Origin of the sequence: Arthrobacter sp. 08Y14, from assembly GCF_002929455.1 — a bacterium.
GTDB lineage: Bacteria > Actinomycetota > Actinomycetes > Actinomycetales > Micrococcaceae > Arthrobacter_B > Arthrobacter_B sunyaminii.
Map to the genome: position 1 here is coordinate 366,128 of NZ_PJIX01000001.1, position 19,644 is coordinate 385,771.

Annotated in this window: 18 protein-coding genes; 8 read left to right on the forward strand and 10 right to left on the reverse strand. The window is 63.7% G+C overall.

Annotation, left to right across the window (positions count from 1 at the left end):
- Nucleotides 1-24: 24 nt before the first annotated feature.
- The 4 genes from CXR03_RS01650 to groES form a co-directional block, all read right to left on the reverse strand.
- A complete protein-coding gene (locus CXR03_RS01650; protein ID WP_104101544.1) occupies nt 25-1,164 on the reverse strand; it encodes a GuaB3 family IMP dehydrogenase-related protein in 1,140 nt (379 codons plus the stop codon).
- A gap of 106 nt (nt 1,165-1,270) precedes the next feature.
- Nucleotides 1,271-2,791 (reverse strand): IMP dehydrogenase, encoded by a 1,521-nt coding sequence (gene guaB, locus CXR03_RS01655; RefSeq protein ID WP_104101545.1) that lies wholly within the window; start codon nt 2,789-2,791, stop codon nt 1,271-1,273.
- A gap of 200 nt (nt 2,792-2,991) precedes the next feature.
- Nucleotides 2,992-4,602: a chaperonin GroEL gene (gene groL, locus CXR03_RS01660; protein ID WP_104101547.1), complete on the reverse strand. Its 1,611-nt coding sequence runs from the start codon at nt 4,600-4,602 to the stop codon at nt 2,992-2,994.
- A gap of 80 nt (nt 4,603-4,682) precedes the next feature.
- The gene (gene groES / locus CXR03_RS01665) at nt 4,683-4,979 is read right to left on the reverse strand and encodes a co-chaperone GroES (RefSeq protein WP_104052684.1); all 297 of its coding nucleotides are present in this window, start codon (nt 4,977-4,979) and stop codon (nt 4,683-4,685) included.
- Between the two features lie 371 nt (nt 4,980-5,350).
- On the opposite strand from groES, the gene CXR03_RS01670 reads away from it, so the two are divergent.
- The 4 genes from CXR03_RS01670 to CXR03_RS01685 all read left to right on the forward strand — a co-directional run bounded on the left by CXR03_RS01670 (nt 5,351) and on the right by CXR03_RS01685 (nt 9,200).
- Complete coding sequence (locus CXR03_RS01670) at nt 5,351-6,310, forward strand: siderophore ABC transporter substrate-binding protein (RefSeq protein WP_258073449.1); 960 nt, start codon at nt 5,351-5,353, stop codon at nt 6,308-6,310.
- An 88-nt stretch (nt 6,311-6,398) separates the two neighbouring features.
- The gene (locus CXR03_RS01675; protein ID WP_104101548.1) at nt 6,399-7,436 is read left to right on the forward strand and encodes an ABC transporter permease; all 1,038 of its coding nucleotides are present in this window, start codon (nt 6,399-6,401) and stop codon (nt 7,434-7,436) included.
- On the forward strand, nt 7,429-8,445 hold the full coding sequence (locus CXR03_RS01680; RefSeq protein WP_258073450.1) for an iron chelate uptake ABC transporter family permease subunit: 1,017 nt from the start codon (nt 7,429-7,431) through the stop codon (nt 8,443-8,445). Before CXR03_RS01675 ends, CXR03_RS01680 begins: the two co-directional genes overlap by 8 nt.
- Nucleotides 8,442-9,200 (forward strand): ABC transporter ATP-binding protein, encoded by a 759-nt coding sequence (locus CXR03_RS01685; protein ID WP_104101550.1) that lies wholly within the window; start codon nt 8,442-8,444, stop codon nt 9,198-9,200. Before CXR03_RS01680 ends, CXR03_RS01685 begins: the two co-directional genes overlap by 4 nt.
- Here CXR03_RS01685 and CXR03_RS01690 read toward each other — a convergent pair.
- Genes CXR03_RS01690 through CXR03_RS01705 form a run of 4 tightly spaced genes read right to left on the reverse strand, consistent with a single transcriptional unit; the run spans nt 9,197 to nt 12,700 of the window.
- A complete protein-coding gene (locus CXR03_RS01690) occupies nt 9,197-10,600 on the reverse strand; it encodes a hypothetical protein (protein WP_104101552.1) in 1,404 nt (467 codons plus the stop codon). The genes CXR03_RS01685 and CXR03_RS01690 overlap by 4 nt on opposite strands.
- Nucleotides 10,597-10,989 carry a hypothetical protein gene (locus CXR03_RS01695; protein WP_104101553.1) on the reverse strand — a complete coding sequence of 131 codons (393 nt, stop codon included), beginning with the start codon at nt 10,987-10,989 and terminating at the stop codon, nt 10,597-10,599. The genes CXR03_RS01690 and CXR03_RS01695 overlap by 4 nt, the downstream gene beginning before the upstream one ends.
- Before the next feature lie 47 nt (nt 10,990-11,036).
- Nucleotides 11,037-12,338: a hypothetical protein gene (locus tag CXR03_RS01700; protein ID WP_104101555.1), complete on the reverse strand. Its 1,302-nt coding sequence runs from the start codon at nt 12,336-12,338 to the stop codon at nt 11,037-11,039.
- Complete coding sequence (locus tag CXR03_RS01705) at nt 12,338-12,700, reverse strand: hypothetical protein (RefSeq protein ID WP_104101557.1); 363 nt, start codon at nt 12,698-12,700, stop codon at nt 12,338-12,340. Before CXR03_RS01705 ends, CXR03_RS01700 begins: the two co-directional genes overlap by 1 nt.
- Before the next feature lie 247 nt (nt 12,701-12,947).
- Between CXR03_RS01705 and CXR03_RS01710 the strand changes: the two genes are divergently transcribed.
- Nucleotides 12,948-13,247 carry a hypothetical protein gene (locus tag CXR03_RS01710; protein WP_104052692.1) on the forward strand — a complete coding sequence of 100 codons (300 nt, stop codon included), beginning with the start codon at nt 12,948-12,950 and terminating at the stop codon, nt 13,245-13,247.
- A gap of 18 nt (nt 13,248-13,265) precedes the next feature.
- On the opposite strand, the gene CXR03_RS01715 is transcribed toward CXR03_RS01710, so the two are convergent.
- Nucleotides 13,266-14,429: a MalY/PatB family protein gene (locus tag CXR03_RS01715; protein ID WP_104101559.1), complete on the reverse strand. Its 1,164-nt coding sequence runs from the start codon at nt 14,427-14,429 to the stop codon at nt 13,266-13,268.
- A 54-nt stretch (nt 14,430-14,483) separates the two neighbouring features.
- On the opposite strand from CXR03_RS01715, the gene CXR03_RS01720 reads away from it, so the two are divergent.
- Nucleotides 14,484-15,707: a class I SAM-dependent methyltransferase gene (locus CXR03_RS01720; RefSeq protein WP_104101560.1), complete on the forward strand. Its 1,224-nt coding sequence runs from the start codon at nt 14,484-14,486 to the stop codon at nt 15,705-15,707.
- Nucleotides 15,708-15,717: 10 nt separating this feature from the next.
- Here CXR03_RS01720 and CXR03_RS01725 read toward each other — a convergent pair whose 3' ends face one another.
- Nucleotides 15,718-16,530, reverse strand: a complete 813-nt coding sequence (locus CXR03_RS01725; protein ID WP_104101562.1) for a shikimate 5-dehydrogenase — start codon at nt 16,528-16,530, stop codon at nt 15,718-15,720.
- 162 nt (nt 16,531-16,692) lie between these two features.
- Between CXR03_RS01725 and CXR03_RS01730 the strand changes: the two genes are divergently transcribed.
- Nucleotides 16,693-17,841, forward strand: a complete 1,149-nt coding sequence (locus CXR03_RS01730; RefSeq protein WP_104101563.1) for a glutamate--cysteine ligase — start codon at nt 16,693-16,695, stop codon at nt 17,839-17,841.
- A 131-nt stretch (nt 17,842-17,972) separates the two neighbouring features.
- The gene (locus tag CXR03_RS01735) at nt 17,973-19,559 is read left to right on the forward strand and encodes an HNH endonuclease signature motif containing protein (protein ID WP_258073451.1); all 1,587 of its coding nucleotides are present in this window, start codon (nt 17,973-17,975) and stop codon (nt 19,557-19,559) included.
- Nucleotides 19,560-19,644 lie beyond the last annotated feature (85 nt).

Consider the following 19,644-nt stretch of genomic DNA (forward strand, 5'->3'; position numbering starts at 1 on the left):
GGTCTTTGCAGCCACTGTAGGGAACTACATGGCGGATAGGTAGGGCGCGACCAGCACCTCAATGCGCTGGAAGGCTTTCACATCGGAGTAACCCGTGGTGGCCATGGCACGACGCAGGGCACCCATCAGGTTGGACGTGCCGTTGGTGTGGTGCGACGGGCCCCAGAGAACTTCCTGCAGCGGGCCGACGGTGTCCAGCCGGACCCTGTCGCCGCGGGGAAGTTCGCTGTGGTGGGCTTCCTGGCCCCAGTGCCATCCCTGTCCGGGAGCTTCTTCCGCCCGGGCCAGAGCCGATCCGAGCATCACGGCGTCCGCGCCCATGGCGATTGCCTTGACGATGTCACCGCTGGTGCCCATTCCGCCGTCGGCGATCACGTGGACGTAGCGTCCGCCTGACTCGTCCATGTAATCGCGGCGCGCCTCGGCGATGTCCGCGATCGCGGTTGCCATGGGGGCATGGATGCCCAGTGCCCGGCGGGTGGTGGTGGTCGCTCCCCCGCCGAAGCCGACCAGGACGCCGGCGGCTCCGGTGCGCATCAGGTGCAGGGCCGGGGTGTAGCCGGCCGCGCCGCCCACAATGACGGGAACGTCCAGTTCGTAGATGAACTGCTTGAGGTTCAGCGGCTCAACGGTCTTGGAGACGTGCTCGGCGGAGACGGTGGTGCCGCGGATGACGAAGATGTCCACGCCGGCGGCCAGGACGGTCTTATAGAACTCCTGGGTGCGCTGCGGGGTCAGGGAGCCGGCAACGGTCACACCGGCGTCGCGCACCTCGGCCAGGCGGGAGGTGATCAGCTCCGCCTGGATGGGTGCTTCATAGATTTCCTGCAGCCGGCGGGTGGCCGCGGGATTGAAGTTATCTTCGCTGAGGACCGCGATCTCGTCCAGCAGCGGCTGGGGGTCCTCGTAGCGGGTCCACAGCCCTTCAAGGTTCAGCACGCCCAATCCGCCCAGGCGGCCCATCGTAATAGCGGTGGCCGGGGACATCACCGAGTCCATGGGGGCTCCCATGACCGGCATTTCAAACTGGTAGGCATCTATCTGCCAGTTGATTGAAACATCCTGCGGGTCCCGCGTCCGCCGGGACGGCACAATTGCCACATCATCGAGGGAGTAGGCTCGGCGCCCACGCTTGCCACGGCCAATTTCTATCTCATTGCTCACGCCTCTAGGTTATCCCAGCTTTGGAAGCCGGGCCTTAAAGCAGCAGCAACCGCATCCTTCCCCGTCATTTGGAGGATGGATGCGGCTGCTGCCGTCGGTTCCGAAGTTAGCGGCGGGTGCCGTAGTTCGGCGCCTCCGCCGTCATCATGATGTCGTGCGGGTGGGATTCCTTGAGGCCGGCCGGGGTGATCCGGACAAACTTGCCCTTCTGCTTCAGCTCTTCGATGGTGCGTGCACCGGTATAGAACATGGTCTGGCGCAGGCCGCCCACCAGCTGGTGAGCGACGGCGGACAACGGACCCCGGTAGGGAACCTGGCCTTCAATGCCCTCGGGGATCAGCTTTTCGTCACTGGGGACATCGGCCTGGAAGTAGCGGTCCTTGGAGTAGGACGTGTTCTTGCCGCGGCTCTGCATGGCACCGAGTGAACCCATGCCGCGGTAGGACTTGAACTGCTTGCCGTTGACGAAGACCAGGTCCCCCGGGCTTTCGGCGGAACCGGCCAGCAGGCCGCCCAGCATGACGGTGTCTGCGCCGGCAACGATGGCCTTGCCGATATCGCCGGAGTACTGGAGGCCGCCGTCGGCGATCACGGGCACGCCTGCCGGGATGGCGGCTTTGGCAGCTTCGTAGATGGCGGTGATCTGAGGAACGCCCACTCCGGCCACCACGCGGGTGGTGCAGATGGATCCGGGACCCACGCCCACCTTGATGGCGTCGGCGCCGGCGTCGATCAGCGCCTGGGCGCCTTCGCGGGTGGCTGCCTGGCCGCCAATGATGTCCACGTGCGCCACCGCCGGATCCTTCTTCAGGCGGGCAATCATGTCCAGCACGCCTGCACTGTGGCCGTTGGCGGTGTCCACGACGAGGATATCCACGCCGGCGTCAACGAGTGTCATGGCACGCTCATAGCCGTCACCGAAGAAACCGATCGCGGCGCCGACACGCAGCCGGCCTTCCTCGTCCTTGGTGGCCAGCGGGTACTGCTCGGCCTTGTCGAAGTCCTTGACCGTGATCAGGCCCTGCAGGCGGCCGTCGTCGTCGACCAGCGGCAGCTTCTCGATGCGGTGCTTGCCCAGCAGTTCCACGGTTTCTTCGGCGCTGATACCCACGCGGCCGGTGATCAGCGGCATGCGGGTCATGACTTCATGAACCTTGCGGCCGGGGTAGTCGGCACGCGGGATGAAACGGGTGTCGCGGTTGGTCACGATGCCCAGCAGCTTGTCGTCCGCATCCACAACGGGCAGGCCGGAGACACGGAAGTGGGCGCACAGGTCATCCAGTTCCTGCAGGGTGGCGTCCGGGGAGATCGTCACCGGGTTGGTAATCATGCCTGATTCGCTGCGCTTGACGCGGTCCACGTGCTCGGCCTGGTCTGCGATGGACAGGTTGCGGTGGATGACACCGAGTCCGCCCTGGCGTGCCATGGCGATTGCCATGCGGGATTCGGTCACCGTGTCCATCGCGGCCGAAAGCAGCGGTGTCTGGACGGTGATCCGCTTGGACAGGCGTGAGGAGGTGTCCGCCTCGGACGGAATGACGTCCGTGGGGCCGGGCAGCAGCAGGACGTCGTCGTACGTCAGGCCGATGAAGCCGAACGGGTCATGCTCTGTGGACTGCTGGCTCAAAACTGCGCCTCTTTCGCGGAAGGACCGGAGGGATGGGGAAAACGCCGGAAACGGGACCGGCTGGCTTCCTTACATCCTAAAACGAAAGACCGCCGGTCCCTATTCCAAATCCTTACTGGTGGCATCACTCACAGCCGGGCAAGCAAAAGGCCCCGGCGCCGCAGCAAAATGCTGCTGCAGCGCCGGGGCCCCTGTGTCACCTAGTGCTGGTGGCCGTGATCTTCTTCGTCATCGGCCGGCTTCTCCACCACAAGTGCCTCGGTGGTGAGGACGAGAGCGGCGATGGATGCGGCGTTGCGCAGCGCCGAACGGGTGACCTTGACCGGGTCAATGATGCCGGCCTCGATCAGGTTCTCGTATTCACCCGTCGCGGCGTTGAAGCCGTTGTTGACCTCGAGGTCAGTGACCTTGGCGACAACAACCATGCCCTCGGCGCCCGCGTTCTCGGCGATCCAGCGCAGCGGCTGTGCCAGTGCGCGGCGCACCAGACCGACGGCGGTGGCGGCGTCGCCTTCCAGCTTCAGCACCTCCGCGTCGGTGTCCAGGGCCTTGGCAGCGTGGACCAGCGCGGAACCGCCGCCGGCCACGATGCCCTCTTCAAGGGCCGCACGCGTCGAGGACACGGCGTCTTCGATGCGGTGCTTCTTTTCCTTGAGTTCCACCTCGGTGGCTGCGCCAACCTTGATGACGCCAATGCCGCCGGAGAGCTTGGCCAGGCGTTCCTGCAGCTTCTCGCGGTCCCAGTCGGAGTCCGTGCGCTCGATCTCGGCACGGATCTGAGCCACGCGGTCAGCGACGTCGGATTCGGAGCCGGTTCCGTCGACAATCGTGGTGCTGTCCTTGGTAACCGTGATGCGGCGGGCGGAGCCCAGCACCTCAAGGCCAACCTGGTCCAGCTTCAGGCCCAGGTCCGGGGAGACAACCTGCGCACCGGTGAGGGTGGCGATGTCCTGCATCATGGCCTTGCGGCGGTCACCGAAACCGGGTGCCTTGACGGCAACCACGTTCAGGGTGCCGCGGATCTTGTTGACCACCAGGGTGGACAGGGCTTCGCCTTCAATGTCCTCGGCAATGATGAACAGCGGCTTGGAGGTCTGCAGTGCCTTTTCAAGCAGGGGCAGGAACTCGGCAACCGAGGAGATCTTGCCGGAGTTGATCAGGATCAGCGCGTCTTCGAGGACGGCTTCCTGGCGCTCCGGATCAGTGACGAAGTACGGGGACAGGTAGCCCTTGTCGAACTGCATGCCCTCGGTGATGACCAGTTCGGTCTGCGTCGAGGAGGATTCCTCGATCGTAATGACGCCGTCCTTGCCGACGGTGTCAAAGGCCTTGGCCAGCAGTTCGCCGATCTCCATGCTCTGGGCGGAGATGGCAGCTACGTGGGCAACCTGGTTGCCTTCAACTTCCTTGGCGTTTTCCAGCAGCCGTGCAGCTACCGCTTCCACGGCCGTCTCCATGCCGCGCTTCAGCTGGCCCGGAGCGGCGCCTGCAGCAACGTTGCGCAGGCCTTCCTTGACCAGGGCCTGAGCCAGCACCGTGGCAGTGGTGGTGCCGTCACCGGCAACATCGTTGGTCTTGGTGGCAACTTCCTTGGCCAGCTGGGCGCCGAGGTTCTCGTACGGATCATCCAACTCGATTTCACGGGCGATGGTCACGCCGTCGTTCGTGATGGTGGGAGCGCCCCAGGTCTTGGCGAGCACTACGTTGCGGCCGCGCGGGCCGAGGGTCACCTTGACGGCGTTGGCCAGCTTGTCGACGCCGGCCTCCAGCGAGCGGCGGGCGGAGTCGTTGAACTCCAATTGCTTTGCCATGTGTGTGTCCTTTCCGACAGCTACATCTGCACCTGCATCAGAAAACCCCGGCCAGATTGGCCGGGGTCTCCCTTTTTCAACTACTTAACGACGATGGCCAGTACGTCGCGGGCGGACAGCACCAGGTATTCGGAGCCGCCGTGCTTGACTTCGGTTCCGCCGTACTTGGAGTAGATGACAACGTCACCCTCGGAAACATCCACGGGAACGCGGTTGCCGTTGTCGTCAACGCGGCCGGGGCCTACTGCAACAACTTCGCCCTCCTGGGGCTTTTCCTTTGCAGTGTCCGGAATGACGAGGCCGGAAGCAGTGGTCTGCTCGGCTTCGAGGGGGCGGACAACAATGCGATCCTCAAGGGGCTTAATAGAGACCGACACTCGGGCTCTCCTTTGCGTAGTTACTAACGGATAGGGACCGTCGGTGGGCGCTGGCCGTCGTCGCGGTGCCGGTTGGCGCTTCCCTCAGGAATTAGCACCCTCACAGGGAGAGTGCTAACTCCGACTTTATGCAAGGGCTGGCACTCGGTCAAGGTGAGTGCCAATTTACTTTGCCGCGTCATGACGCCCCGTAACCAAAGCCCGCTCACCGGGACATAAAAGTTGCTTAGCCTCACCTAACCCTGTAGTTTTCAAAGGCGCGCAAAATTAGCAAACATTTATATGTCCTAAATACGCAAACATCTGTGTCCTATTGGCGGGCCTCCCCCGCCGGGCCGGACGATAGACCCGAACAGCTGGAGCCCCCTGACGTGAAGAAAACCCTCAAGTCCCGCTTTGTCGCCGGGACCGCCCTCGCCTCCCTCCTGGCCCTGAGCGCCTGCGGATCAGACACTTCGGCCAACGCGGACGCCACCGCCGATGCGTCCGAGCCCACCATGGTTACCGTTGAACACACCCAGGGCACCACCGAAGTTCCGGTGAACCCGGAGACTGTCTACACGTTCGACCTCGGCGCATTGGACACCCTGGATGCCCTGGGTATCGAGGTTGACGGCGTTCCCGCCGCAAACTTCCCCGAAAGCCTCTCCAAGTACGGCTCCGATGACTACACCAAGATCGGCAGCATGAAGGAGCCCGACTTCGAGGCCATCAGCGCCGGCGCCCCGGACCTGATCATCATGTCCGGCCGCACCGCTGACTCCTACGAAGAATTCTCCAAGATCGCCCCCACGATCAACCTCAGCACCGACGCTGCGGATCCGTGGAATTCCTTCATCTCCAACACCGAGATCATCGGTGACATCTTCGGCAAGGAAGCCGAAGTTGAAGAGAAGCTCGCTGCACTCGAGACCAAGGTGGAGGACACCAAGGCAACCGCCGCCGACGCCGGCAACGGCCTCATCATCATGACCAGCGGCGGTGAAATGACCGCTTACGGCGAAGGTTCACGCTTCGGCCTGATCCATGACGTCCTCGGGGTTTCCACTGCTGCCGACATCAAGTCCGAAGCACAGCACGGCGAATCCGTGTCCTTCGAATACGTTGCCGAGATCAACCCGGACAACCTGTTTGTCATCGACCGCGACGTCGCGGTGGGCAATGCGGGTGAAGTTGCCTCCGCTGTACTGGACAACGAACTCGTGATGGGCACCAAGGCCGCCAAGAATGACCGCATCACCATGCTCGATTCCTCCAGCTGGTATCTCGTGGGTTACGGCCTGAACAATGTTGACTCCATGGTCAGCGCTGTTCAGGACGGCATCTCCTAACCGTCCAACCCACCTGCCAATCCTTGCCGGCCGGCCTTCCTCCCTCCCCCGGGAGCAGGGCCGGCCGGCGGGGGAGACGGAACGCACCATGACCACTGCGCTAACCCCCACCGCCCCGGCAGCCGCCGGGGCCACTGCTGTTTCCGGCCGCCGCCGGTTCCTCGGCCCCGGAACCAAGCTTCTGCTGGGAGGAACAGCTGTCCTGGTGCTTGCCGTTGTCAGCATGTTTGTCGGCGTGAGCGACGTTTCGCTTCCCGGCCTGCTCTCCGGCGACGAACACGCGTGGGACATCTTTTGGATCAGCCGGGTTCCCCGGACCCTGAGCATCATTCTTGCCGGGATGGCGCTGAGCGTCGCCGGTCTCATCATGCAGCTGATGGCCCGCAACAAGTTCGTGGAGCCGTCCACAGTGGGCACAGTGGAGTCCGCTTCCCTGGGCATCCTGGTGGTAACGGTGTTCCTGCCGGGGGCCTCATTGTTCCTTAAAATGTCCACCGCAACCGTCTTCGCCGTGGCCGGGACCGCCCTCTTCCTGCTGGTCCTGCGCCGGATTCCGCTGCGCAACACGCTGATCGTTCCCCTCGTGGGAATCATGCTTGGCGGCGTTATTGCGGCCGTGACCACGTTCTTCGCCTACCGGTTCGACCTGCTGCAGACCCTCAATTCCTGGATGGTCGGAGATTTCTCCGGCGTACTGCGCGGGCGCTACGAACTGCTCTGGATTGTAGGAGCCCTGACCCTGATCGGCTATTTGGCAGCTGACCGCTTCACCGTCGCAGGCATGGGCCAGGAGTTCACCACCAACCTGGGCCTGAACTACAACCGGGTGATGACGCTGGGCCTCATCATCGTGTCCCTGATCAGCGCCGTCGTGGTTGTCAGCGTCGGCTCGGTGCCGTTCCTGGGCCTGATCGTTCCCAACCTGGTCTCGCTGATGATCGGGGACAATGTCCGCCGGGCCATACCGTGGGTTGCCATTTTCGGGGCCGGCTTCGTCCTGGCGTGCGACATCATCGGCCGGACCATCCGTTACCCGTACGAGATTCCGGTGGGGGTCATCGTCTCCGCCATTGGCAGCGCCCTGTTCCTTTACCTGCTCCTGAGAAAGCCCTCCGCCCGTGCCTAGCAGTCCAGTCAGCGCCCTTCCCTCCGCACTTACCGTGCAGCGCCGCCGTCCGGTGCGCAACCTCTCCCCCAGGTTCTGGATCATCCTGCTGTCCTTGGCGGCAGCCGCCCTGGTGGTGGTCTTCATGACCATCGATCTGCGCGGAAACGTCGGCTATGTCCTTCCGCGCCGCGCCGTTAAGGTGGGTTCGATGATCCTGGTGGCCTACGCCGTCGGCGTCTCCACCGTATTGTTCCAAACTGTCACCGCCAATCGGATCCTGACGCCCTCGATTATGGGCTTCGACGCCCTGTACGTCTTGATCCAAACCATCCTGGTGTTCACCCTCGGTGGCGGCCTTGTCCTCGCCATGTCCGATCCGCTGCGTTACGGCATGGAAGTTGCCCTGATGGTGGGGTTCTCGTTCCTGCTGTACCGGTGGCTGTTTACCGGCGGCGGCAAGTCCCTCCATCTGATGCTGTTGGTGGGCATTGTGCTGGGCACGCTGTTCCGGGGTGTGTCCTCACTGCTGCAGCGGCTGATCGAGCCCAGCGAGTTCATCATCCTGCAGGACCTGTTTTTTGCGTCCTTCAACAACGTCGATGCCAAGCTGCTCGGCTACTCGCTGATCGCTGCAGCCATCGTCACGGTTCCGGCCTGGCGCCTGCGGCACTCACTCGATGTGCTTTCGCTGGGCCGGGAAACCTCGATCAACCTGGGCATCAACCACAAACGCACGGTGACGCTGGTGCTGGTGATTTGCTCGGTGCTCGTTGCGGTGTCCACCGCTCTGGTGGGGCCCGTTACCTTCTTCGGTCTGCTGGTGGCTTCCCTGGCTTACCAGCTGTGTTCGCATTTCAAGCACGCCGCTGTTGTCCCCATTGCAGTGCTGCTGGGCATCATTGCCCTGGTGGGCGGCCAACTGGTCCTTGAGCGCGTGTTTGCGTTCGATACAGCCCTGAGCATTGTCATTGAATTCGTCGGCGGGATCGTCTTTTTGATCCTGCTCCTGAAAGGCTCCATCAAATGATCTCCGTCAACGGCGTCACCAAAAAATATGCCGGCACCACCGTTGTTGATGGGGTGAGCTGCCATATCAAGGAAGGCGGAGTTACCTCGATCATTGGCCCCAACGGTGCCGGCAAGTCCACGCTGCTCTCCATGATCAGCCGCCTGCTGCCCGCTGACGCGGGAACGGTGACTGTGGACGGCCTCGACGTCGTGAAAACACCGGGTAAGGACCTGGCCAGGAAGATGGCCATCCTGCGGCAGGACAACCATCTCACCGTGCGGCTGACCGTTCGCGATCTTGTCGGCTTCGGACGGTACCCGCACAACGGCGGGCGTCCGACGTCGGTGTGCCGGGAGAAGATAGAGCAGTCCCTGGCTTTCCTGGACCTGTCGGATCTTGCGGACAGGTTTGTTGACGAGCTCTCCGGCGGTCAACGGCAGCGTGCATTTATTGCCATGGTGCTGGCCCAGGACACCGACTACCTGCTGTTGGATGAGCCGTTGAACAACCTGGACATGAAGCACTCCGTGGAAATGATGCGGCTGCTGCGCCGGCTCACCGACGAGCTCGGCAAGACGGTGGTACTGGTTATCCACGACATCAATTTCGCTTCCTGCTATTCCGACGACATTATTGCCATGGCCAACGGCAGGCTCCTGCACCAGGGGCCGCCGTCCATGATCATGCGGCCCGAGGTCCTGAAGGATATCTACGAAATCGATATCCGGATCGAAGAGATCGAGGGCAACCGGATAGGCGTGTACTTCGCCTAGCCGTTGAATCCCGGCACCTCGGGCAACCGGAGCGGAATCCCTTCCACAGTGCAGTGGATGAACCGCACCAGCATGTCCCAGACGACGGCCGGGGACATGGGTTCGAGACGAACGGTGCGGCCATGCTCCTGATATCCATCAGCGGGTGAAAGCCGGTATTGCCCGGCCACCCCGGCGTTCACCCAGCCGAACCACCCGCCGGTTTGTTCGTTCAGGATCTGCCATTCGGCCCACGGTTGCTGCCACATCTGCCCCGCAGCTTGATCCAGAGTCTTCGGTGCCGGGGTCCGCGCCGACTTGAGCCGGGCCTCATAGTGGTCCATGCCCAGCACCACCGGCTCGTGCGGGATGCTCCAGCCCGGAGAAAGACCTGCCCAGTCTGCAATCCGCTTAGGCACCATGTTGGCCTGCATAATGCTGGCGGCTACATCATCGGGCCCAAAGGCCGCGGCCGCCGACGCAGCGGGGAACAGCGACGGCCCGGCAGTGATCTTCCCAAGTCCGCCGCCGATCCAGGCCTGCAGCACTGAGCCTCCCGCTGCGTTGGATACTTCCACTTGGAAGGAAGCATCCAACTTCCGGACGGGCAGGAGGAACTGTTCCCCTGCCGGAGTCAGCTTTGCTGCGGCCGTAAGCAGACCTGCGGCTTGGAGCGTCGCCACAGACGGATCCTTCCGTTGAAACCGTCCCAACCGGTCCCTCACCAAAAGCGTATCGAGCAGTTCCAGGGCCGGAATCGGCAGCAGCATTCCGCCTTCCCGATAGGGTTGTGCTGCAGCGATGCTGCCCAAATCTTCCAACTCGGCACCCGTGCACCGGGAGGCATAATCGTCCAGCCGGGGCTCCTGCGGGGCTATCCGATCGATGTCTCGCCGGCCTTCCCGGACGGCCTGGCTACCGGGCATATCCCGGACGGCGGTGTTGATCCGGATATCCCGGACCATCTGTTCAAACAGGAGTTTCATTCCGGTGTGCTGCTCAATGGTGTAGCTGGCGGTTGCCTCCATGACGAACCCGTCATCTATCCAGATCCAGCGGTCCACGCAGACCGGATGACGGCCTGCCCGGTGGACAAACCGCTGCCTGCGGCCGCTGCCCTCCGTGCCCAATGCCTCCGTGCCCAACGCCTCCGGACTCCAGAGATCGTTGGAGAGAATCCGAACGTCCTGGAACTCTTCGAGCGTTGAGGCCAGTGCCGCTGTCGCGAACCGGGCAATGGAAATCCCGTCTGCCGGTTCCCCGCGCAACACCATGTTGGGCCGGAAGTCTCCATCCGCCACCGGCGGATGAGCTACTGCCAGCACCCCGGCTTCCGTCTCGACCCGCTCCCAGCCATCCGGACGCGGCAGGTTGAAAGCATGCAGGCGCTCGTAGCTGAATCCTTGGGCAGCCGTAGTCATCGTTTGTCCTTCCCTTTGACGTACTGCCTGATACGCCGAACCTTGCCGCGGGCCTTGAGCCGGTCAGCCTCCTTCAACCACGCCGGTTGCATAAACTTGGGCATCCAGAGCCAGCCGAGTATCCCTATGCCCTGGCAGGCGAACGTCAGCAGGGCATAGGGAACAAAAATGATGTCGCTGGAGGTTATTTCCCGGAAGTTCGAAGCCGGCAGAAGCATGAGCCACATGCCCAGGAAGGTGCAGGCGAGCGAGGGCTTTCCAGTGAACCGGTCATCCAGGGCCGGGGGCACCATCATTTGTTTGTAGACCAGCAATCCGCCGACGAAGAGCAGCAGCCCGAAGGGGAACATAACGGCGAAGAGTGCCCAGTCGTTCGTTTCAGTTTCCATGTCTCGTCCCTTGCCTAGCTGAGCACTGCATTGGTGTGAAGCCCGGACTATCGGCCAAAGAGCTTGTTCCAGCAGTCGGCAACCGCATCCGCTGCTCCCCGTGCCGCCTTGCCCGCGTCAGACTTCATCAGGTTTGATTCCATGAAACCGTCCACCAGGTCCAAGGCGGTGTCCGCTGCTGCATCCTTGATGGTGCGGTTGTCCAGGAAACCGAATTCGACGGAGGTAACAACCGAAATACCGATGCCGATCGCGGCACCTGCCACTGTCCCCGCGGGTCCCCCTATTGCGCTCCCGATGAAGGCGCCGGTCCCGGCCGCCGCAAGATCGATTCCGACCTTGGCGCTGCCCTTCACCGCCCCCACCGAGTCCGCCCGCTCGTTCAGCTCGTCAGGGTCCATGTCCGGATGGGCCTGCAGGAGTTCGTTATAGGCATCCTGCCGCTCATCGGCGATCGTAAATCCTGCCGTTGCCACTGACAGCATTCCGCCGCCCACTCTGAAAGCAACAGCGGTTTTAGTCAGCTCGCGCAACCCGCCCCCGTCCGGCGCCCACTTCGCTCTGTTGGCATCCACCCGATTCCTGTAGCCGCGCGAGTGCTCATAGAGCACCGTGCTGACTTTGGGCCTGAGTTCCAACATGTTGACGGACACCAGCGCCCAGCGGCCGTCGGTCACCCATCGTCCGCGCGCCATGTACCGCAGTCGTTCAGCCTCGGTTTCATAGCGGACGTAAACGGGGGAAGGGGTCGGAATTTTCACGACAGTCTGCCGTGACGAGGGCAAGCCGGCGAGTTTACCCGCGACCCCTGTAGCCACTGTGCCTGTCCGGTCCGTGATGAGGTTAGTGAGGTTATGGTCCCCCAGGACGATGGCAGTCAGCTTGCCCGCCGTCGCTTCTTCCAACAAGGTGTAATTCCGGGCCAGGACGGCGGCTGAATCCGCTGCTGCGCGCAGCAGAAGCTCCGTTGACGGCAGCGTGGATGCCGTGTTCGGATCCGGTTGTTCCGTGGACTCGAGCACCGCGCGGTTGGCTGCGTCAATTTGCACCATCAACGCATCCCGCTGAGCCACAAGCGCCCGGATTCCCTCCGCAAATTCGGCCAGTACGCTGGTGGCCTGCTCCGCACTTTGCGCCAGCAGGCCTGCGTGGGGCAGAACTGCCCCGAAGGCGTCCTGGATTTCCTCGGCTCCGTCACCGCGATAGTGCGCATTCAGCTGCACCCACGTGGCGGCAGCCCTCTCTACGCTCCTGAGATAGGCCCGGCCGCCGGCGCCGATCCCCGGTGCGGCACCCGCGACGGCATCCGGGGAAGGCCAATCGAAAAGTCCGGAGGTGTCAACGGACATCAGCGGGTCCCGGTCAGCGAAGGTGCCCGGCAGATCCCTGATTGCAGCTGTGCCAAGCTCGCCCCGGCTGCATCGGCCATTGCCCGGTCCGCCTCGGAGATGATGTTCACTGCTTGACGGACCCCGGCAACCGCATTGCCGATCCTCGTCTCGGCCGCATCTGCCTGGAGCAGCAGCGTATTGGACCAAAGCTCTTCCAAAGCGCGCACCACCACGCCCGAGCCGCTGGAACACGCCCACTGCGCATCCGTTACCCTGGTCCGCAGCGTGGACGATGAAGCCGCTCTGGCATCGTCGTCCTCGACCTGCGCGAGAATACGCTCGCAACCCTCGGCATTTACGCTGTAATTGCCCAGCAGCATGGTTCCCACTCCCCTAGTCCGTTCCGTCCTGCCCTCAACCTAGGGGGTTCCCCGAACCCGGTCCACGGATGCGTTACCCGGTGTGGATAACTTCCCCTTCCCTTCGGCTGCAAGCCAATCAGGGGTGTCCCACGAGCTAATTGCGCTCAGGCGGCGGCAGTATTTCCTGTTCGCATTGCGGCGCGCCGCAGGCCTCTCCTACGTTGAGTGTTCGGCCACTGGTCAGGCACACTGAGGAAGGTTTTCCATGGAGCCCAAGCTGCGCGTCGTCGCCCAATTCGACATAGATCTCCGGAAGGTGCGTTTGGTGGTCAGGGGCCGTGTCACAGAGCAGAACAGCCGGGTGCTGTATGTGCTGGCGCGGCGGGCCAACGCCACCTTGCCTGGCCTCAACGTAGTGCTTGACCTGCATCTGGCGACGATTACTCCTGCTGCTCTCAACGACCTTCGCCTCAGTTCCGAAACCGGTGCGCTGCCCCTGCTGACCGGGCATAAGCAGGAGTTACTGGCTCCGCAGCAGCTGAGCATCCTGGCCCCTGCCGCCTGAGACTCTGAGGTTCAGGCGCTAAAGGTCCGACGGCGCCGCCCGCACTGCAGCCAGCCGCGTCACGGCCTCCGTCAGTACCTCCGGGGAGCAGGCAAAGTTCAGCCGGACAAACCCCGTGCCCTGCCGACCAAACTTGAGGCCTGATTCCAGGGCAACACGTCCCTGTTCCAGGGCCACTGCCGCTGGATCCCCACCCCAGCCCACGCCCCTGAAATCCAGCCACGCGAGATAGCCGGCCGAGGGAGGACGGTAGACAATCTCGGGCAGATACGCAGACAGGAGCTCGGCCAGCAGTTCCCGGTTCTCCGCAAGGGAGTTCAGCACCGCGGTCAGCCACGGTCCGCCGTCGTCATAAGCTGCCACGGAGGCATGCAGGCCCAGGATGGAGGTCCGGGCCGAGACCTCCTCGGGCATCGAATCCAGCTGCAGCCGCGTGCGCTCGCTCGAGGCCACCATGACCGCACATTTGGTTCCGGCAATGTTCCACGCTTTGCTGGCTGCGCTGACGCAGATGCCATATTCCCGTGCCGCGTCGGAGACTGAGAGGTAAGGCGTAAAGGAACGCGGGTCATAGGCCAGCGGGGCATGGATTTCATCGCTGATTACCGCGACTCCGTATTTCGCTGACAAATCGGCGAGCGCCCCCAGGGTTTCGGCAGAGTGCACCAGTCCCAGCGGATTGTGCGGGTTGCACAGCAGCAGGGCATCAGCGCCCCTGGCGAACGCTCGTTCCAGTGCCGGAAGGTCCAGCTGCCATCCTGTGCCGGTGAGCAGCAGGGGAACCTCCACCACTGAAGCGTCGGCCTCCAGCGGCAGCTCAAAGAAGGGCGGGTACACCGGCGGCGTGATCACCACCGAACCGTCCACCGGGACGGTCTGGCGCAGGCACTCGACAATGGCCACGCTGACATCGGTGGTGGTCCGGACATCCCCGGGATCCACCTGCCAGTCCCAGGTCCGCCGCGCGTATCCGGCGAACGCATCGGCCACCGGTTCCGGTCCGGCGACATAGCCGGTATCCGAGGCCAGCACCCGGCCGATAATCGCCTGCTGCACCGGTTCAGCCAACGGATAGTCCATCTCTGCCACAAACAGCGGCAGGACATCTGCCGGGTAGGTCTGCCACTTATAGCTGGTGCGTGTACGCAGTACGGACAGCGGCTCGGCCTCGATCTTCCTCATGCCGCCCAACCTACAGCTAACGTGCCCGGCTGCAGAAGAACTAGGCTGGTAGTCATGCCGGATACTTCGCTTGCCCATGTCCTGACGTCCGAAGGCTGGGAACTGCTGAACTCCCTTGGCCCGTATCTGGAGTCCGAATCCTTCAAGCTCAACACTGACCTGCGCAAGGCCGGGCACTCCCCCGACGTGGTTGCCGCCGTCCTGACCCAGGCCAAGCTGCGGATGAAAGCACGGACCAAGTTCGGTCCGTTCGCCGAGCACATGCTGTTCACCGCGCCCGGGCTGGAACAGGCCACCCGGCTAAACGTGGCCGCCCTGCATGCCCAGCGCTACGTCCAGGCCGGCCTGGACAAAGTTGCGGACCTGGGCTGCGGGATCGGCGCCGACTCCCTGGCCCTGGCCACCCTGGACCGGCAGGTCACCGCCGTCGAACTTGACGAGATTACTGCAGCCGCCGCCACCATCAATCTCATGCCCTGGCCCAATGCAAAGGTGGTTCAGGGCGCTGCCGAGGAGTTCGATCTGGACGGGTTCGACGGCGTGTGGCTGGATCCGGCCCGCCGGACCACGTCCACCTCCGGGACCACCCGCATCTTCGACCCGGAAGCTTTCTCCCCGCCGCTGTCCTTTGTGGAGTCCCTGGCCGACCGCGGCCTGCCGGTGGGCGTGAAGATGGGTCCGGGCATTCCGCACGATGCCCTGCCGGCAAATTGTGAAGTGCAGTGGGTCTCAGTGGACGGTGACGTTACCGAGGCGACCCTATGGTTCAACGCCCTGCGCCGCGACGGCGTCCGCCGCGCAGCTTTGGTGATTGGCCCCGAGGGTGCCGCGGAGCTCACCTCGCCGGTGGATTACGACGCCGGGGCCCAGGACGTGGGCATTGGCCCGGTGGACGCCTATCTGTACGAGCCCGACGGCGCGGTGATCCGCGCGGGCCTCGTCGCCGACGTCGCGCGTTCCCTGGGCGGGCACCTGCTGGATCCGCACATTGCCTACATTGGTGCCCCGGAGTTGCTGCACACGCCGTTTGCCCGCGCCTACAAGGTGCTCGAGGTCCGCCCGTACAACGTCAAGGCCCTCAAGGCCTGGGTCAAGGCCAGTGGAATCGGCGTGCTGGACATCAAGAAGCGCGGCATGTCAGTGACCCCCGAGGAACTGCGCAAGCAACTGCTCACCGGTTCCGGCAAAGGGCCCAACAAAGCAACGCTCGTCCTGACGCGCCTGGGCGAGGACCGGGTGGCAATCGTGGTGGAACCGGTGGCGCTGCCCGCCGCGTAGGTTCCGCAGCCTACGCGCGGGAGAATTCGCTGGCCTCCCGGACCTGCTCCGGAGTGGGCCGTACCCCGGTGTACAGCACGAACTGTTCCTCGGCTTGGATGGCGATGACTTCAGCGCCTGTAATTACGGGCTTGCCTGCGGCGCGGGCTGCAGTGATGAGCGGCGTTTCGGCGGGGAGTGCGACGACGTCGAACACTGTCCGTGCCGCAGCGATGGCCGGATCAGTGAATGCCTGAACGGCTTCATGCTCGCCGGTCATGCCCAGCGGCGTGACGTTGAGGAGCAGGTCCGCGGTGCTTTCACCCTGAACGGGCTGCCAGTTGAAGTCATAAAGATCGGCAAGTGCCCGCCCGGCAGCCTCGTTGCGGGCCACGATTGTCACGTCCGTGAAACCGGCATCCCGCAACGCTGCGGCAACGGCTTTGGCCATGCCTCCCGATCCCCGGAGCAACACAGACCAGGACGCCGGCACGTGGTGGTCCCGCAGAAGCCGGGCGATGGCCAGGTAGTCGGTGTTGTAGGCGGTGAGGACGCCGTCGTCGTTCACTATCGTATTCACTGAATGGATGGCTTCGGCGGACGGATCCAAGCGGTCCACGAGTGCTATGACGTCCTCCTTGTACGGCATGGACACCGCACACCCCCGGATCGGCAGGCCGCGCACGCCCATGATGGCCTGGGCCAGGTCCGCGGGAGCAAACGCCTTGTAGACATAGTTCAGGTCGAGCAGGTCATACAGGTAATTGTGGAAGCGCGTACCAATGTTTGACGGCCGGGCAGCGAGGGAGATGCACAGGGTCATGTCTTTGTTCAGGATGGGCATCCTCCCATTATGTCGGGGTATCCCGGCGGTGCGGCAGGTCCGGGATTAGGAGTGAGTGAACGGAATACCCCTCTCCCGCGGCTAGGATTGGATCCGGGTTCTCTACCGCAACACTGCGGAAACCGAGTTCCTCCAACAGCTACATATACAGCAGGAGACAGTTTGGAAATCGGTTTCGCCCAGTCGGCACAATCAACCCTTGGCGTTGAATGGGAGCTGGCACTTGTCGACCGGAACACCGGGGAACTGGTGTCCGTTGCCGACGAGGTTCTGCGCGGCGTCAGCGCCGCGCATCCCGGGATCAGTGAAGGTGACGAGCACCCGCACATCAAGCAGGAACTGCTCGAAAACACCGTAGAGCTGGTGACCGGTGTGTGCAACACCGTTGCTGACGCCAAAGCTGACCTGACCCGTTCCCTCGAGGCACTGCGCCGGGTGACCGATCCCATGGGCGTGGAGCTGTTCTGCTCCGGTTCCCATCCGTTCAGTGCCCCGCGCTCGCAGCCGGTCACCGACAAGGAACGCTACGCCAAACTGATTGACCGCACGCAGTGGTGGGGCCAGCAGATGCTCATCTACGGGGTTCATGTCCACGTGGGTCTGGACAGCCGGGACAAAGTGCTTCCGGTGCTTGACGGCCTGGTCAACTACTTCCCGCACTTCCAGGCGCTGTCAGCTTCCTCGCCGTACTGGTCCGGCGAGGACACCGGTTACGCCTCCCAGCGTGCCCTGATGTTCCAGCAGCTGCCCACAGCCGGCCTTCCCTTCCAATTCGGCTCCTGGGCCGAGTATGAGTCCTACGTTCAGGACATGTTCACCACCGGAGTGATCGACTCGATCAGCGAGATCCGCTGGGACATCCGACCTGTGCCGGGCTTGGGCACCATTGAAATGCGGGTCTGCGACGGAATGGCCACCCTGCAGGATGTGGGCGCCGTGGCAGCCCTGACCCAGTGTTTGGTGGACGAGTTCTCCACCATTCTGGACAACGGCGGCAGCATCCCGACCATGCCTCCGTGGCACGTTCAGGAAAACAAATGGCGTGCGGCCCGGTATGGCCTCGACGCCATCATCATCCTTGACGCAGCGGGCAACGAAAAGCTGGTGACGGACCACCTCCTCGAGGATGTCCTTCCCCGCCTTACTCCCGTAGCGGAGAAGCTCGGCTGCTCGGCCGAGCTGGCGGACGTGGCATCGATCATTGAACGCGGTGCCGGCTACCAGCGTCAGCGCCGCATTGCTGCAGAGAACGACGGCGATTTGCGCGCGGTGGTGCAAGACGGAATCCGGCAGCTGCGCGGCGAAGCCTGACCTCAGGCAGAGCCTTGGACGTTCACCCGGGCATGCCACCAGTAAAGTGATGCCTGGGTGGCCAGATTCGAGTAATTTACCCGTAATCATGCTCGGTGTTGGGTGTGGGATAAACCACTAAAATAGAACACATGTACGAGGAAACGTTGGCCCGTGAAACCCACGGTGACGTCCGGATCAGCAGGAACGCTGATCCGGACCCTTCCATGGCGGGCCCGGATGCTTCCCTCATCCAGCACTGGACGGCCGTGCTGGCAGGGATGGCGTGTTCCGTACTGCCTGATGACTCCTCACCTCCAAAGTCCTCATCCCTTCCGGAGTCCTCATCCCTTCCGGGAGCCGCAGCGGGCTTCGAGACCCCTGTCCCGGCGGCACCCGGAGCACAAGAAGTACTGGCAGCACCGGCAGCGCTGATCGATCAGATCCGGGCACTGGAAGAACTCAAAGCAGCCGCGTCCGCCGCCCAAGCCCGCGCAACAGCCTTGTTCGACGCCATCACCCGCCGAACCCAGGCCGCAGCCGGCGCCCGGGCCGAGGATCTCGGCAAGGGCGTCGGCGCGCAGATCGGATTCGCCCGCAGGGAATCCCCGCACCGCGGAAACCGGCTGCTCGGTCTGGCCCGGATCCTGACCCGGGAAATGCCCCACACCCTGCACGCCCTCACCACCGGGGTCATCAGCGAATGGCGGGCCACCCTCCTGGTCCGTGAAACCGCGTGCCTAACCCGGGAGGACCGGCAGCGCGTGGACGAACTCGTCGCCGGCAACCTCTCCGCCCTGGAACAACTCGGTGACCGGCAGCTCATCGCCCGGATCAAAACCCTCGCCTACACCCTGGACCCGCACTCCGTAGCGAACCGGACCGCCAAAGCCGCCGCGGAACGGTTCGTATCCTGCCGTCCGGAACCGGACACCATGACCTACGTGACCGCCCTGCTCCCGGCAGCCCAGGGAGTGGGCGTTTACGCGGCGCTGACCCGGGAAGCGGACCGGCTGCGCGCTGCCGGGGATCCCCGGACCAGGGGCCAGATCATGGCCGACACCTTCGTGGAACGCACCACCGGACAGGCCCGGGCCGAAGACGTGCGGATCGAGGTGCAGCTGATCATGACGGACCGGACCCTGCTCGCCGGATCCGCGGAACCGGCCGTGCTGCCCGGCTACGGCATGATCCCGGCACAGACCGCCCGGAACCTCGTCCGGGGCGGGCCGGACGACGGTCCCGGCGCGCCTGGCCCGGACATCCAACCCGACAAAACCGTTCACACCTGGCTGCGGCGGCTCTATACGAAACCGTCCACCGGCCAACTCGTGGGAATGGACTCCCGGGCACGGCTGGTACCGTCCGGGCTGGCACGGTTCATTGCGGTCCGCGACCAGGTCTGCCGGATGCCGTGGTGCGGAGCACCGATCCGGAACTACGACCACATCCGCTCCTTCCACGAAGCCGGACCCACCACAGCGGACAACCTGCAGGGACTGTGCGAGGCGTGCAACCAGGCCAAAGAGGCCCCCGGCTGGAAGGCCACAGTTGTCACGGAGCCCCCGATCCAGCCCCATGCTCGCGAACCACGCACCCTCCAACCGCATACGGTCGAAACGCGCACACCCACCGGCCATGTCTACCGGTCGACAGCGCCGGCCCCGCCTGGAACCGCACGCTGGCCTGGACGTTCCGTGTCCGAGCCCCGCCCCTGCCCGTGCCCGTATCCCTGGTAAGCAAACCTGTCCGAGTAAGAAAACCCGTCCGGTTGGGAGTCTGCCAACCTCGGCTGCCAGTGGTTGGCGTAGGCTGGCAAGCTGG